We start from the raw sequence: 14,589 nt of genomic DNA on the forward strand, positions 1-14,589 counted from the left end.
GTCCCCCGCCGCCCCGCCCCGCCCCGCCGCCCCGCCGCCCTGCCCCGCCCCGCCGCCCTCCCGCCTGGCTGCCCCGCCCCGCCTCTCTCCCAGCCCCGTTGATCAAGAGGTTTACGTCACCCCACCCGCCTCAGCTGACGCAAACCTCTTGATCACCCGAGCGGGTGAAGGGTCGGGGCGTTGATCAAGAGGTTTGCGTCAGGAGATTCGTGGTGGGTGACGTAAACCTCTTGATCAACTCGTGCGGGGCGGGGCGGGGCAGGGCAGAGAGGGGGAGGGCGGGGAGGGGGGAGGGGGGAGGGGGGGAGGGGGGTTACCAGCTGGTGGGGAGGGGCATGCCTTCGGTGTAGCCGGCGGTGCTCTGGACGCCGACCAGGGCGCGCTCGTGGAACTCGTCCAGGGAGCGGGCGCCCGCGTAGGTGCAGGCGCTGCGTACCCCGGAGATGATCTCGTCGATCAGGTCCTCGACGCCGGGGCGGGCCGGGTCCAGGTACATCCGGGCGGTGGAGATGCCCTCCTCGAAGATCGCCTTGCGGGCCCGGTCGAAGGCGCTGTCCTCGGCGGTCCGGGCGCTGACCGCACGCGACGAGGCCATCCCGAAACTCTCCTTGTAGCGTCGGCCGTCCGGCTCGGTGTAGAGGTCACCCGGCGACTCGTAGGTGCCGGCGAACCAGGAACCGACCATCACGTTGGATGCCCCGGCGGCCAGCGCCAACGCCACGTCCCGGGGGTGCCGGACCCCGCCGTCGGCCCAGACGTGCCGGCCCAGTGCGCGGGCCGCCGCCGCGCAGTCCAGCACCGCCGAGAACTGTGGCCGGCCGACCCCGGTCATCATCCGGGTGGTGCACATCGCACCCGGCCCGACCCCGACCTTGACGATGTCCGCACCCGCCTCGATCAGGTCGCGTACCCCGTCGGCGGTGACCACGTTGCCGGCCGCCACCGGCACCGGCGGGTCGAGCTTACGGACCGCCCGCAGTGCGGAGATCATCCGCCGTTGGTGCCCGTGCGCGGTGTCCACCACCAGGGTGTCGACCCCCGCCGCGAGCAGCGCCTCGGCCTTGCCGGTGACGTCGCCGTTGATGCCGACCGCCGCCGCGATCCGCAGCCGGCCCCGGTCGTCGACGGCCGGGCGGTAGAGGGTGGCCCGCAGCGCGCCCTGCCGGGTGAGCACCCCGACCAGGCGGCCGTCGGCGTCCACCACGGGGGCCAGCCGACGCCGCCCCGCGTGGAGCCGCTCGAATCCGGTACGCGGGTCGGCGTCGGCCGGCACGGTGTGCAGCTCGGTGGACATCACATGCTGGAGCTGGGCGAACCGGTCCACCTCGTGGGTGTCCGCCTCGGTGACCACGCCCACCGGCCGGCCGGCCTCGTCGATCACCACCACCGCGCCGTGCGACTTCTTGGGCAGCAGGTGGATGGCGTCGCCGACGGTGTCGGTCGGGCCGAGCGTGATCGGGGTGTCGTGCACCAGGTGCCGCTGCTTGACCCAGTCGACCACGGTGGCGACCACCTCGATCGGGATGTCCTGCGGGATCACCGCGATCGCACCGCGCCGGGCCACCGTCTCGGCCATCCGCCGGCCGGCCACCGCGGTCATGTTGGCCACCACCAGCGGAATGGTGGTGCCGGTGCCGTCGGCGGTGGACAGGTCGACGTCGAGCCGCGAACCCACCTCGGAACGGGCCGGCGCCATGAAGACGTCGTTGTAGGTCAGGTCGTGTGCGGGGACCGCGCCATGAAGGAACCTCACCCCGCCATCATTCCCGCTCCCGGCCCGTCCCGCCGCCGTCGGTGGCCCACACCACCCTGCCTCCGCTGGAGGCGTCCGGCCCGTCGGTCGGTCGACGACGCACCGCACCGGGCCGCGCAGGGGCACCACGGTCACCGGGACCGGGTTGCCCCGAACCTGCCGCTGGCCGATGGGGCGCGAGGGGCCCGGTTCAGGAGATGGTGCAGATCGCCGCACCGGCGGTGAGTACCGCGCCGACCTCGGCGGCCAGCCCGGCGACCGTACCGGCCCGGTGGGCGTGCAGTGGCTGCTCCATCTTCATCGCCTCCAGGACGACGACCAGGTCACCCTCGGCGACGGTGTCCCCGTCCGCGACGGCGATCTTGACGATGGTGCCCTGCATGGGCGAGGTGAGCGCGTCGCCGCTGACCGCCGCGCCCGTGTTGGTCCCACCGCCGCGGCGGGCCGGCCGGCGGGTGGCGGGGGCGGCGGTGGTCGTACCCCCGGCGAGGCCGGCGGGGAGGGTGACCTCCAGCCGCTTGCCACCCACCTCGACCACGACGGTCTCGCGGGGGGCCACCGGGTCGGCGGCGTCGGCGGTGGCGGTGAACGCCGGGACGGTGTTGTCGAACTCGGTCTCGATCCACCGGGTGTGCACGGTGAACGGCTCGGCGGTGAACGCCGGGTCGCGTACGACGAGACGGTGGAACGGCAGCGCCGTGGCCATCCCCTCGACGACCATCTCGTCGAGCACCCGGCGGGCCCGCTCGATCGCTTCGGCGCGGGTCTCGCCGGTGACGATCACCTTGGCCAGCAGCGAGTCGAAGTTGCCGCCGATGACGTCACCGGCGCGGACACCGGTGTCGACCCGTACGCCGGGACCGGTGGGTAGGCGCAGCGCGGTGATGGTGCCGGGGGCGGGGAGGAAGTTGCGGCCCGGGTCCTCGCCGTTGATCCGGAACTCGATGGCGTGCCCGCGCGGGGTCGGGTCCCCGGTGAACCGCAGCTTCTCGCCGTCGGCGATCCGGAACTGCTCGCGGACCAGGTCGACGCCGGCGGTCTCCTCGGTGACCGGGTGCTCCACCTGGAGCCGGGTGTTGACCTCCAGGAAGGAGATGGTGCCGTCCACGCCCACCAGGTATTCGACCGTGCCGGCGCCGTGGTAGCCGGCCTCCCGGCAGATCGCCTTGGCGCTGTCGTGGATCTGGGCGCGCTGCGCGGCGGTGAGGAATGGTGCGGGGGCCTCCTCGACCAGCTTCTGGTGCCGGCGTTGCAGGGAGCAGTCCCGGGTGCCGACCACGATCACGTTGCCGTGCTGGTCGGCCAGGACCTGCGCCTCGACGTGCCGGGGCTGGTCCAGGTAGCGCTCGACGAAGCACTCGCCCCGGCCGAACGCGGCGACGGCCTCCCGGGTGGCCGACTCGAACAGGTGCGGGATCTCCTCCAGGGTGCGGGCCACCTTGAGGCCGCGCCCGCCGCCGCCGAAGGCGGCCTTGATGGCGACCGGCAGGCCGTGTGCGACGGCGAAGGCGGTCACCTCGTCGGCGTCGGCGACCGGGTCGGGGGTGCCGGGGACCAGGGGGGCGCCGGCCCGTTGGGCGAGGTGCCGGGCGGTCACCTTGTCGCCGAGGTCGCGGATCGCCTGCGGGGTGGGGCCGATCCAGGTCAGGCGTGCGTCGATGACCGCCTGGGCGAAGTCGGCGTTCTCGGAGAGGAAGCCGTAACCGGGGTGCACGGCGTCCGCGTCGGCCTGCCGGGCCACCTCGATCAGCTTGTCGATGCGCAGGTAACTGTCGGCGGCGGTGTCGCCCCCCAGGGCGTACGCCTCATCGGCGAGGGTGGTGTGCAGGGCGTCCCGGTCGGAGTCCGCGTAGACGGCGACGCTGTCCAGACCGGCGTCGCGGCAGGCCCGGATGACGCGGACGGCGATCTCTCCACGGTTGGCGATGAGAACCTTGCGCACCTTGGTGCTCCTCCCGGGGTCGTTGCCTGGGGAGTGTATCGGCAGGCCGGGAGCGCCCCGAACGATCACTCAGTGTGGGATGCCGCACTATGGGCGCGGTGAGCTAGTCAAACTTGGTTATTACGCTTGTGCGGTGTCTGCGACTCGGTTGATGATCCTGGGGCTGGTCCGGTGGATGCAGCCCGTGCACGGTTACGACGTTCGCCGCGAGCTGCTGAGCTGGAGCGCCGACAAGTGGGCGAACGTGCAGCCCGGCTCGATCTATCACGCGCTACGCAAGCTGACCGAGGAGGGGCTGTTGCGTGCGGTCGCCACCGAGCAGGTCGGCGCCCGCCCGGCGCGCACCACGTACGAGGTGACGCAGAAGGGGGACGAGGAGTTCGAGACCCTGCTGCGGGCGCAGTGGTGGCAGTTGCACGAGGTGGTCGACCCGTTCACGGTGGCCTTCTCGTTCCTGCCGGCGATGCCCCGGGAGGAGGCGGCGGCGGCGCTGCGTAACCGGGCGAACCTGCTGCGGGCCGGTGTCGAATCGATGCGTGCCTCGTTGGACTCGGACTGGGTGCGCAACAGCAAGCCGGTGCACGTGAGCTGGATGTTCGAGCTGTGGCTGGCCCGGGCCGAGGCGGAGGTGGCGTGGTGCGGGCGGATCGCCGAGCGGATCGAGTCGGGAGTGTCGTACCTGCCTGCTGGGGTGGCCGGGACGGAGGGCTGGCCGGGCTGGACCGACGGTGGTCCATCGAGCGGCACCAAGAAGTAATAGCCAACGTTGACTATAGAAGCTATATCGCGTTAGCCTGCTCCTTGCCCGATGGTGGGGAGCGCGCCGCATGGCGTCCCGGGGGCAGACGGTGGCCGGCACGACCCGGCCCGGACGACCAGGAGTAGAAATGATCGAGACCAGGGGGCTGCGGAAGTCGTTCCGCTCCCGGCAGGGTCGGGAGACGAAAACGGTCGACGCCGTACGGGGGGTGAACCTTCAGGTCCCCGCAGGGGAGATCTTCGGCTTCCTCGGCCCCAACGGTGCCGGCAAGACCACCACCCTGCGGATGCTCGCCACGCTGATCGCACCGGACGGCGGCGATGCCACCATCGCCGGCGCGGACCTGCGCAAGGAGCCGGCCGAGGTGCGCCGCCGGATCGGTTACGTCGCCCAGGGCGGCAGCACCTGGGACGAGTGCACCGCCCGCGAGGAGTTGGTCCTGCACGCCCGGATGTACGGCATCGGCAAGGCCGACGCGCACCGACGCGCCGTCCGCGCCCTGGATGCCTTCCAGCTCACCGAGTACGCCGACCGTAAGTGCAAGACCTACTCGGGCGGCCAGCGGCGGCGGGTGGAGATCGCGCTCGGCATCATCCACGAGCCGAAGATCGTCTTTCTGGACGAGCCGACCACCGGCCTCGACCCGCAGAGCCGCGCGCACATGTGGGACGAGATCCGCCGGTTGCGCACCGAGGGGATGACCGTCTTCATCACCACCCACTACCTCGACGAGGCCGACGCGCTCTGCGACCGGATCGCGATCATGGATCACGGTGAGGTGGTCGCCGAGGGCACCCCGGCCGAGCTGAAGCGGGAGATCTCCGGCGACGTGGTGCTCGTCGGCCTCGACCTCGCGAGCACCCCGCAGGCCGCCCAGCTCCTCGACGGCGAGGAGTACCTCAACAAGCTGGAGACCGCCGACGAGGGTGGGCTGCGCCTCTATGTCGACGAGGGAGCCACCGCCATCCCGCAGATCCTGCGCCGGCTCGACCACGCCGGGCTGTCCATGACCTCGATCGAGCTGCACCGACCCAGCCTCGACGACGTCTTTCTCACCAAGACCGGCCGCTCGCTGCGCGAGTCCTGAGACCCCGGAGACCACGCATGAAACTCGCCCGCGACACCTGGCTGATCTTCCAACGTCAACTCCAACTGCTGCTGCGCAACCCGGTGTGGGTCTTCGTCGGCGTCTTCCAGCCGGTGATGTACCTGCTGCTCTTCGCCCCGCTGCTCAAGCCGGCGCTGAACGCGCCCACCCAGGCCGCCGCCTACAAGATCTTCGTACCCGGCCTGCTGGTGCTGCTCGCCATCTTCGGCGGGCTGTTCCAGGGCTTCGGCCTGATCGCCGAGCTGCGTGCCGGGGTCATCGAGCGGTCCCGGGTCACCCCGATCAGCCGGCTCGCCCTGCTGCTCGGCCGCTCCCTGCGCGACGTCGTCTCGCTGCTCGTGCAGGCGGTGATCATCACGCTGCTGGCGCTCCTGTTCGACCTGCGTGTCTTCATCGGCGACCTGCTGCTGGCGTACCTGATGCTGGCCCTGATCGCGCTGATGACCTCGGCCGTCTCGTACGGCGTCGCGCTCAAGGTCAAGAGCGAGGACGCCCTCGCCCCGCTGATGAACACCGTGGCCCAGCCGGTGCTGCTGCTCTCCGGCATCCTGCTGCCGCTGACCTTCGCCCCGGGCTGGCTCCAGGGGGTGGCCGAGTGGAACCCGTTCTCCTGGGCCGTCGACGGCACCCGGGCGCTGTTCGCCGGTGACCTCGCCAACGACAAGGTGTGGCAGGGGCTGGCCATCATCGCGGTGCTCGCCGCCGCCGGGGTCTTCTGGGCGGCCCGGCAGTTCGCCCGCAGCGTCCGCTGACGAGACGCCGCCGCACCCGACCTCGACGTGGCTCGTGCGCCCTTGATCGACTCAATGTCGCCGATATAGCGGTGTCGACGTGTACTGGACACCGCTATATCGGCCCAGGGGAGTTGATCTAGGCAGGCGACCCGGGTGGAGCGGTCAGTGCACCCGGGCGAGGGTGACGCCGTCGGCGAGGGGGAGCAGCACCGCGTCGACGCGGACGTCGGCGAGCACCTCGTCGTTGAAGGCGGCGATCGCCCGGTCGGCGGCGTCACGTGGGGCGAGCACCCGGCCGCCGCGCAGGGTGTTGTCGACCGCGATGACCGCGCCGGGGCGCATCCGGGGCACCAACTCGGCCCAGTAGACCGGGTAGCCGGTCTTGTCGGCGTCGATGAAGGCGAAGTCCAGGTAACGCTCGTGCGGCAGCTCCCGCAGCGTCTCGGCAGCCGGGCCGATGCGCAACTCGATCCGGTCGGCCACCCCCGCGCGCTGCCAGTACGACCGGGCGATGCCGGTGAACTCCTCCGAGATGTCGAAGCAGGTCAGCCGACCGTCCTCGGGCAATCCACGGGCGATCGCCAGCGACGAGAGCCCGGTGAACGTACCCACCTCGACGGCCTGCCGGGCACCCAGCAGCCGGGTCAGGAAGGTAAGGAACGCCGCCTGCTCCGGCGCCACCTGCATTTCGGCGTGTGCCGGCAGTACCGCGCGGGTCTCCTCCGCCAGGTCGCGGATGATCTCGTCCGGCGGAGAACCGTGAGCGACGAGGTAGGCGTGCAGTTCCGGCGTCAGCGGCAACGACTTCGAGGTCATGACCGGACGTTAGCCCAGCGGCTCGATCTCCTGGGCGCCCGGCGCGACCTTCGTCCACAGGTCGGTGATGCTCAGCTCCAGATCGCGCAGCAGGCCACGGAGCAGCGGCAACGACAATCCGACCACCGTTCCCGGATCACCCTCGATCCCGTTCAGGAACGCCCCACCCAACCCGTCGATGGTGAACGCCCCGGCCACCGCCAACGGCTCACCCGTGGCCACGTACGCGGCGATCTCCGCGTCGGTCACGTCGGCGAAGTGCACGACCGTCGAGGCCACCGCCTCCGCACGGGACTCGTGCACCATGTCGATCAGGCAGTGCCCGGTGTGCAGCACCCCGCTGCGCCCGCGCATCCGCTGCCATCGTCGGGTCGCGTCGGCTGCGTCGTCCGGCTTGCCCAGGATCTCACCGTCGAACGCGAGCACCGAGTCGCACCCCAGCACCAGCGTCCGCTCGTCCGCAGTGGAGCGCAGCCGGTCGGACACGGCCTGCGCCTTCAACCGAGCCAACTCCAGGCAGAGATCCTCGGCCCGTTCCGCGATCACCTGGGACTCGTCGACCCCACTCACCAGCACATCGGGTTCGATCCCGGCCGCCTGGAGCAACTTGCGGCGGGCGGGACTCTGCGAGGCGAGCACGAGGCGGAGCGGCAAGGAGTTGGACACGGGCCGACGCTACCGGCTGATCCGTGGTGGCGGGTCGTCGGCACGTCGACGTCGACGCCACACCAGGAATCCGCACCCGGCCGCCACGATCACCCCCAACGTCGCCCACCCCCGCACGGCAGCACCAACGTCGTCGCCGCCGGCCGGCTGTGCTGCTGCGCTCGTCGCCCCGGTCTTCGGCGGGGTGGCCGTCGTGCTCTCGAAGCCCAGGGGTGGGACGTCGGCAGTGAGCGCGGCCACCAGGTCGATGACGCCGTAGCCGTACTCGTCGTCGCGGCCGGGAGGGCCCTTGTCGACAGCGGTCGCCGTGAGCCGGTGTACGACCTCGGCGGCGGGGAGGTAGGGGTATTTCGAGCGGACCAGCGCCGCCGCCCCGGCGACAATGGCAGTGGCATCGGACGTGCCGGTTCCCTTGCGGTACTTACCGTTGATGCTGGTGCTGTAGATGTCCACCGCCGGTGCCACAACGTCAATTTCGGGACCACTCACAGAAACTGGGGCATGCGCACCGTTTCGGCCAACGCCAGCCACTGCCAGTACGCCATTCTCTGCTGCGGGGTATATTACAGCACTGTCGTCGGGCGTATTGCCGGCAGCTGCAACAATAATTACGTTGGCCTGAAGTGCGGCTTTGACTGCCTGACGTAGGCGAACATTTGAGGCCCCTCCACTGGAGATGCAAACCACTTGCGCGCCCTGCCGGGTTGCGTACTCGATGCCTGCAGCCATTGCATCCGCGGTTGAACCTCCTTTCGATGATACATGTATGGGCAAGATCTTGGCCTTGGGCGCGATGCCTAGCGCCCCTTGGTGCCCCTTTCCGTGGGCTGCAATTAGACCAGCCATGCCAGTTCCATGACCGTCGCGGTCTCGCTTTCCGTCAATGCCACCTCCTGCCAGGTCCACTCCTCGGAGAAGATTGCTGGATAGGTCTGGATGTGGTGATACGCCAGTGTCTGGAACCGCGACTATGACGCCTTCCCCCTGGCTGATGGACTGCGCTTCTGCTGCCTTGAGATAATTGAGATGCCATTGGTCTTTCCGAATTTGACTTAAATCATCTGCTTGAACCTTGCTGTAAGGAAATAAATTGGTGAGCGTTATGGCTGCGGTTGTCGTGATAATAAGAAAGCGCTTCACCGATTGAAGCCAATTGCCGGGCCAGGATCTATCGGGCCGCCGTCGTCTGGTGGCCGAACGATCGGCGTTACGCCCTCTTCCACTTCCCATGGCTGGTCGGGGTTCCAGCGCCGATTCGTCTCGTCAAATCTGCCACTTCGGCCACTCCCGCCCGGCATCGATCCGGTAGTGCCGGTAGGGCCACCCCCGAGGGGGGGAATATGAGTTCCGCCTGGTTGCCGCCCTCCGCCGGGTCGCGAGCCAGCTCCTCCGGTTGGTGTAGTTCCGGCTGCCCCGCCACCGATTACACCACCAATTGGATTGATCCTTCGTGGTGGAGGATTCCCTGGTTGTTGGGTGAAGCCCATACCGGGAGTGCCACCGATTACTCCATTCGAAGGCATTTGGGGCGGTGGCGTCCTTTGGGGAACTCCTTGGTGCCCTTCTGTGAATGGCTGAATTGGGTTTGCGTTCAGCCACTTCTGGGTCTGGGTATGATTTGGGCGACCCGGTAAGGGTGTTATGGGCGGCAGAGATGATGGTGGCCTGCCGTTAGGGGGTGGTCCCACTGAAGGCGGTGAGCTTGTTCCTGGAGTAACGGGCTGACGAGATGCAACGCCTGTGCTGCCCAGTACTGGACCGCTTCGAGGGGTAGGCGGAGTCGGAGCATTTTGCCTTATGGCTGGTGACCGACTGCTGTTCGCGCCGCTGCTTCCCGAAGTCGGTACAGGAACTATGGGTGGAATTGCGATGGCAGGCCCGGTGCTGCCATAGATGTCCGAATTGGACGGGTCCTTCGATGGGAGCCTGGGGGGTGAAGCGGAGGGTTTTTGGAGCATTGCTTGTGCTTGTTGGAGTTCGCCGCTGAGCCCGAACATGATCCCGCGCGCCTGCACGTTCAGCTTCTCCAGGTCGGCGTCGGTCACCGGCGGGTCCACCACCCGGCTGCCCGCAGCTGCCTTGGGATCAGCAAGAGTCGCTTCGTACCCCCGCTTCCGGGTGAGCTTTCCGGCGTAGTCGTCGTACAGCCGCTTCAGCTCTGGTCTGGTGCTGTCGATGGCGCGGGCGGCGGCGGCGAGGGCGTCGTGGTTGGCGGCGGCCGTGTCGTGGGTGTGCTGCACCTTGCTGATCAGCTCGTCCAGCTCACCGAGGTACGTCCTGGCGGCGGCGTTCGTGGCGGGCGGCCACGCCTCGGCGAGCCCACTGCGGTACTGCTGGAGTCGCCGCAGGTGGGTCTGGGCCAGGTCGCAGACCTTGCGCCACCCGGCGACGTGCTTCCAGTGCCCCGGGGTCTCCTGGTCCTGGAGGCAGGCCCACATGCTGAGCACGTCCATCAGTTGCCAGTCGGTGAGGCCGGACGTACGGCCGCTGCCCCGTTCGATCACGGCAGCACCACCGGACCCGGGTTCTCGGGGCTGTTGGGCTCGGGTGCCGTCCACGAGGAGCGGCCGGCGAGGGTGGCCGCGGTGGCCTGCGCGCCGTGCAGGGCGCGTTCGACGTCGGTCACCCGGGCGTTGGCGAAGGCGTCGGCACCCTGGTAGTCGGTGGCGATCCGGTTGGCGGCGGTCGCCAGCCGACCGGTGGCGCCGGCCAGGCCGTGCACCAGGTCGGAGGTGGCCTGCTGGGTCTCCCAGTGCGCCTGGAGGAAGTGGACCAGCTCGATGAACGCATCGCACGGGTTGGGCACGGCGGTGGTCATGTCGTCGGCGATGTAGCGCAGGTGCGGCGTGTAGTTCCGCTCGACCTCGGCCTGGAGGTGGTCGGCGAACTCCCGCATCTGGCGGATGTCGGCCTCGATGCCGCCGTAGTTGCCCAGCCAGGAAGCTGGGCGGCCCTCCTCAGGGATCACTGGTCCTCCCGACTGTCACGACACCGTTTCCCAGAGTGAGGCTAGTGGCTGGGTGGCGATCCCGGCAGCCCCCGGCGGGCGGTCCCGACCGTCAGCGGGGCAGGCCGGAGGTACGCCAGGCGCCACGACCGGGCGCGGGAGCCGCGCCGACCGGACGGGCGCTGTGGGCCCACGAAGACCTCGCCGCCGGCGCGGGTGTGCCGGCCGACCGGGAACGGAGGGTGAGTGCGCCGACCAGCGCGGCCAACTCCTCGGCGGTCGGCACCCCCCGGACGACCCGGAACAGCGGCTCTTCGGCAGACATGACGCCAGGGTACGCGTCGACAAGTTGACCCACGTCGCACAGTGGCGTGCCGGCGGTGTGCGCATTGGCGCGGCCGGGTACGGTCTCACCGATGTCTGACGTACCTTCCTCACTCGTCGCTGACCGGTACCGGCTGCTCTCGCCGCTCGGTCAAGGTGGCATGGGCCGGGTCTGGAAGGCGCGCGACGAGGTCCTGCACCGGGACGTCGCCATCAAGGAGCTCGTCCCACCGCCCAGTCTGACCGACGACGAGCGCCGCGAGATGCGGGAGCGGTCGCTGCGCGAGGCGCGGGCGATCGCCCGGCTCAACCACGTCAACGTGGTCCGCATCTTCGACGTGCTGCGCACCGACGGCGACCCGTGGATCGTCATGGAGTACGTGGCGTCGAAGTCGTTGCAGGACACCCTCGCCGAGGACGGGCCGGTGACCCCGGCCCGCGCGGTGGAGATCGGCCTGGGCGTGCTGGGCGCGCTGAAGTCCGCCCACAAGGCCGGTGTGATGCACCGGGACGTCAAGCCGGGCAACGTGTTGCTGGGCACCGACGGCCGGGTGGTGCTGACCGATTTCGGACTGGCCACCATTCCCGGCGACCCGAACGTCACCCGCACGGGCATGGTGCTCGGTTCGCCCGCGTACATCGCGCCGGAGCGGGCCCGGGACGGCACCGCCGGCCCGGAGGCGGATCTCTGGTCGTTGGGGGCGACGCTCTACGCCGCGGTGGAGGGCAAGTCGCCGTACGCCCGGCCGTCGGCGATCGGCACCCTGGCTGCGCTGGCGACCGAGCCGTTGCCGCCGGCCAAGAACGCCGGCCCGTTGAAGCCGGTCCTGATCGGCCTGCTCCGCAAGGACCCGACCGAACGGATCACCGCCGAGGTGGCGGAGCGCATGCTGCGGCGGGCCGCCGGCAAGCGCGCCAGGGGCATCTCACTGCTCGACGGGGTACGCCGGCCGGGGCCGAACGGTCCGCGCGAGCCGCGTGTACCGGTGGTGCCGGCGCCCCGCCCGGCGGAGGGCGGGACCGGCGCGAGGACCTCGCCGTCGGTGGCCTCCGCAGCGGGGGCCGCCACCGGCACCGCAGCCGCGAAGGCAGCGGCCGCGAAGGCGGCGTCGGACAGTGCCGCCGCGAACGACAGCGCCGCCACGCGGGCCATGGCGGGCGGTGCCGCCTCGACGGGTGGCGCAGCGGAGGCGACCGTCGTCACCGGGGCGTCGGCCGCAGGTGCGGACGCCACCGCGACGGTGCCGGCCGGGGTGGATGCCGACCCGACCACGAAGGTCACCCCGCCGATCGAGGCCGACGCCGTGTCGACCGGCCCGGGGGTTCCGGCCGACAGTCCTCCGCCTGGCGAGGCCGCCGCGGCCACCGCGCCGGCCAGCAAGGCTGCCGCGCCGGCCGGTGCCGACGCCGCGTCGACCAGCAAGATCTCCCCGTCGGCCGGCGCCGGCCGGGTCGACCCGCCCCCACCGGGCAACCCGACCGCCGTGCTGGACGCGCCGGTCAGCCCGCCCGCCCGGTCCGCCGGGGTCGCGTCCGTCCCGGTGTACGACGGGACGCCGTCGGACCACAAGCGACGTAACCTGCTGATCGGCGCGCTGGTCGCGGTGCTGCTGGTGGGGTTGGCGCTGGCGGTCCCGTTGCTGACCAGCTCCGACGACCCGGGGAACGGGACCCCGCAGGCCGACCCGACGAGCGCCGCCGCGTCCTCCGCCGCCCCGACGTCGGCTCCGGCGGCCCCGCCACCGACGAGCGCCCCGCCCAGCCCGACGCCGTCGGCCACCCCCTCCGCCGACCCGAACGCGCTGCCGGTGGGTTGGGAGATGTACAAGGGGCCGACGTTCAGCGTGCCGGTCCCGAAGGGCTGGCGACGCAGCGTCCGTTCCGACTCGGTGGTCATCACCGAGCCGGGCGGGGTGCGGGAACTGCTCATCCAGTGGACGTCCAGCCCACTCAAGGACGCGGTCGCCGACTGGAAGGACAAGGAACCGGCCCGGAAGAACTACGTCAACGCCTACCAGTACCTCGACATCAAGGCGTGTGGCGGCTACCGCACCTGCGCCGACTGGGACTGGTTGGAGAGCCGGGACAACACCCGCATCCACGTCCGTAACCGGGGTTTCGTCACCGCCACCAACCGGGGATACGGGCTGCGCTGGGAGGTGGCGGCGAAGGACTGGAACGCCAACCTCGACAACTTCGCCCTGATCACCAGCCGGTTCGTCCCGGACCGGAAGAACTGATCCCGGAGGATTCCCGCCGGGGGTGAAATCGTTTCGCATGACTTCCGGTCGTACGGGGTATCTGTCCTGGGACGACGGAAGGAGGTAGCGAGATGAGTTACCGACGCAGGGACGCCCGACCCAGGCTGGCACTGTGGATGCTCGTCGCCCTCGGCGATGTCGTCCTGCTGCTGTTGAGCGCGGGGGTGGCCGCGCTGGTCACCCTGGTCGCCGTCGTGACGGTCGCCGCCGCCGGGGTCGCCGCCTGGCGGCTGAGCCGGCGGACCGCGATGACCACCGGCACCGACGCCGTGACCGTGCCGTTGACCAGCCGCAAGAGCGCCTGACCCGACAGCCGACTGACCGGTCGGCAGGCACACCGGTCACCCACCACGACGGCGGCAGTCGGACCGGTCATCGACCCTTCGGTGATGACCGGTCCCGCTGCCGCCGAGCCGTGTCCGGCAGTGGTCAGGTGTTGTTCGCCAGCGCGATCAGCCGGGAGCGGTCGCCGTTCCAGTAGTTGCGGTCGACGTTGCCAGGGATCCCGGAGACGCTGCCGGAGCTGGTGTACTGCCAGAAGCTCCAGACCGGGGCGCCGGCGGGCAGAGTGCCCGGCGTGCTGGCCCAGCGGGCCAGCCAGAGCGGGTGGTTGGCCCACGGGCCGGTCCAGCTGCCGGTGCACTGGTTCCACCAGCTGGTGGTGGTGTAGATGACCGCGTACCGGCCGGTGCGGGAGCGGTAGGTGTTGAGGAAGTCCTGGATCCAGTTGCGCATTCCGGTGGTGGACAGCCCGTAGCAGGTGCCGCCGCTGTACGGGTTGGCCTCGACGTCGAGCGCGGCCGGCAGGGTACGGCTGTCCGCCGACCAACCCCCACCGTTGCTGGCCAGGTAGCCGGCCTGGGCGGCGCCGGATGAGGCGTTCGGCAGGGCGAAGTGGTAGGCCCCGCGAATCACCCCGGCGTTGTAGGCGTTGACGTAGTTGGCGTTGAAGTTCGGGTCCTTGTAGGTCGTACCCTCGGTGGCCTTGATGAAGGCGAACTCGATGCCGGCGTTGCGGACGCTGGTCCAGTTGATGGAGCCCTGGTAGCGGGAGACGTCGACGCCGGCGGTGGTGGCGGCGGCCGCGGGTGCGGCCGTGACGACGAGGGCCGCGGCCGCGGTGGCGGCCACGGTGAGACCGGCGGCGAACAGCCGGCGCAACGACAATCTGGTACGGGTCATGGATTCCTCCAGGGACGCCAATCGATTGACGCCAATCTTTGGAGATTCCTATCCTTGATCGCAAGAGGGCTCAAGGAAAGTTTCATCGACGATTGC

Annotated in this window: 13 protein-coding genes; 5 read left to right on the forward strand and 8 right to left on the reverse strand. The window is 70.2% G+C overall.

Features of this window, described 5'->3' with window-relative positions:
* Nucleotides 1–313: 313 nt before the first annotated feature.
* Together GA0070216_RS19740 and GA0070216_RS19745 are read right to left on the reverse strand one after the other, a co-directional pair.
* Complete coding sequence (locus tag GA0070216_RS19740; protein WP_091248006.1) at nucleotides 314–1,753, reverse strand: GuaB1 family IMP dehydrogenase-related protein; 1,440 nt, start codon at nucleotides 1,751–1,753, stop codon at nucleotides 314–316.
* Between the two features lie 190 nt (nucleotides 1,754–1,943).
* The gene (locus GA0070216_RS19745) at nucleotides 1,944–3,695 is read right to left on the reverse strand and encodes an acetyl/propionyl/methylcrotonyl-CoA carboxylase subunit alpha (RefSeq protein WP_091248008.1); all 1,752 of its coding nucleotides are present in this window, start codon (nucleotides 3,693–3,695) and stop codon (nucleotides 1,944–1,946) included.
* Nucleotides 3,696–3,843: 148 nt separating this feature from the next.
* On the opposite strand from GA0070216_RS19745, the gene GA0070216_RS19750 reads away from it, so the two are divergent.
* From GA0070216_RS19750 to GA0070216_RS19760, 3 genes are all read left to right on the forward strand, one after another.
* Nucleotides 3,844–4,452 (forward strand): PadR family transcriptional regulator, encoded by a 609-nt coding sequence (locus GA0070216_RS19750; protein WP_091248010.1) that lies wholly within the window; start codon nucleotides 3,844–3,846, stop codon nucleotides 4,450–4,452.
* Nucleotides 4,453–4,582: 130 nt separating this feature from the next.
* A complete protein-coding gene (locus GA0070216_RS19755) occupies nucleotides 4,583–5,542 on the forward strand; it encodes an ATP-binding cassette domain-containing protein (protein ID WP_091248011.1) in 960 nt (319 codons plus the stop codon).
* A 17-nt stretch (nucleotides 5,543–5,559) separates the two neighbouring features.
* Complete coding sequence (locus GA0070216_RS19760) at nucleotides 5,560–6,315, forward strand: ABC transporter permease (protein WP_091248012.1); 756 nt, start codon at nucleotides 5,560–5,562, stop codon at nucleotides 6,313–6,315.
* A gap of 144 nt (nucleotides 6,316–6,459) precedes the next feature.
* Here GA0070216_RS19760 and GA0070216_RS19765 read toward each other — a convergent pair whose 3' ends face one another.
* The 5 genes from GA0070216_RS19765 to GA0070216_RS19790 all read right to left on the reverse strand — a co-directional run bounded on the left by GA0070216_RS19765 (nucleotide 6,460) and on the right by GA0070216_RS19790 (nucleotide 11,051).
* Entirely contained in the window at nucleotides 6,460–7,113 is a 654-nt protein-coding gene (locus GA0070216_RS19765; protein WP_091248014.1) for an O-methyltransferase, read from the reverse strand.
* Nucleotides 7,114–7,122: 9 nt separating this feature from the next.
* On the reverse strand, nucleotides 7,123–7,779 hold the full coding sequence (locus GA0070216_RS19770) for a Maf family protein (RefSeq protein WP_091248016.1): 657 nt from the start codon (nucleotides 7,777–7,779) through the stop codon (nucleotides 7,123–7,125).
* A gap of 9 nt (nucleotides 7,780–7,788) precedes the next feature.
* Nucleotides 7,789–9,009, reverse strand: coding sequence for a type VII secretion-associated serine protease mycosin (gene mycP, locus GA0070216_RS19775; protein WP_091248018.1), 1,221 nt, complete (start codon nucleotides 9,007–9,009; stop codon nucleotides 7,789–7,791).
* A 1,270-nt stretch (nucleotides 9,010–10,279) separates the two neighbouring features.
* Nucleotides 10,280–10,747 (reverse strand): hypothetical protein, encoded by a 468-nt coding sequence (locus tag GA0070216_RS19785; RefSeq protein ID WP_091248022.1) that lies wholly within the window; start codon nucleotides 10,745–10,747, stop codon nucleotides 10,280–10,282.
* A gap of 91 nt (nucleotides 10,748–10,838) precedes the next feature.
* A complete protein-coding gene (locus GA0070216_RS19790) occupies nucleotides 10,839–11,051 on the reverse strand; it encodes an acyl-CoA carboxylase subunit epsilon (protein WP_091248023.1) in 213 nt (70 codons plus the stop codon).
* Nucleotides 11,052–11,142: 91 nt separating this feature from the next.
* Here GA0070216_RS19790 and GA0070216_RS19795 point away from each other — a divergent pair, with 91 nt between their 5' ends.
* A complete protein-coding gene (locus GA0070216_RS19795; RefSeq protein ID WP_091248024.1) occupies nucleotides 11,143–13,290 on the forward strand; it encodes a protein kinase domain-containing protein in 2,148 nt (715 codons plus the stop codon).
* A 92-nt stretch (nucleotides 13,291–13,382) separates the two neighbouring features.
* Entirely contained in the window at nucleotides 13,383–13,616 is a 234-nt protein-coding gene (locus tag GA0070216_RS19800; RefSeq protein WP_091248028.1) for a hypothetical protein, read from the forward strand.
* Nucleotides 13,617–13,740: 124 nt separating this feature from the next.
* Here GA0070216_RS19800 and GA0070216_RS19805 read toward each other — a convergent pair whose 3' ends face one another.
* Nucleotides 13,741–14,493, reverse strand: a complete 753-nt coding sequence (locus GA0070216_RS19805; protein ID WP_091248030.1) for a GH25 family lysozyme — start codon at nucleotides 14,491–14,493, stop codon at nucleotides 13,741–13,743.
* Nucleotides 14,494–14,589 lie beyond the last annotated feature (96 nt).

Source organism: Micromonospora matsumotoense (assembly GCF_900091525.1).
Lineage (GTDB): Bacteria > Actinomycetota > Actinomycetes > Mycobacteriales > Micromonosporaceae > Micromonospora > Micromonospora matsumotoensis.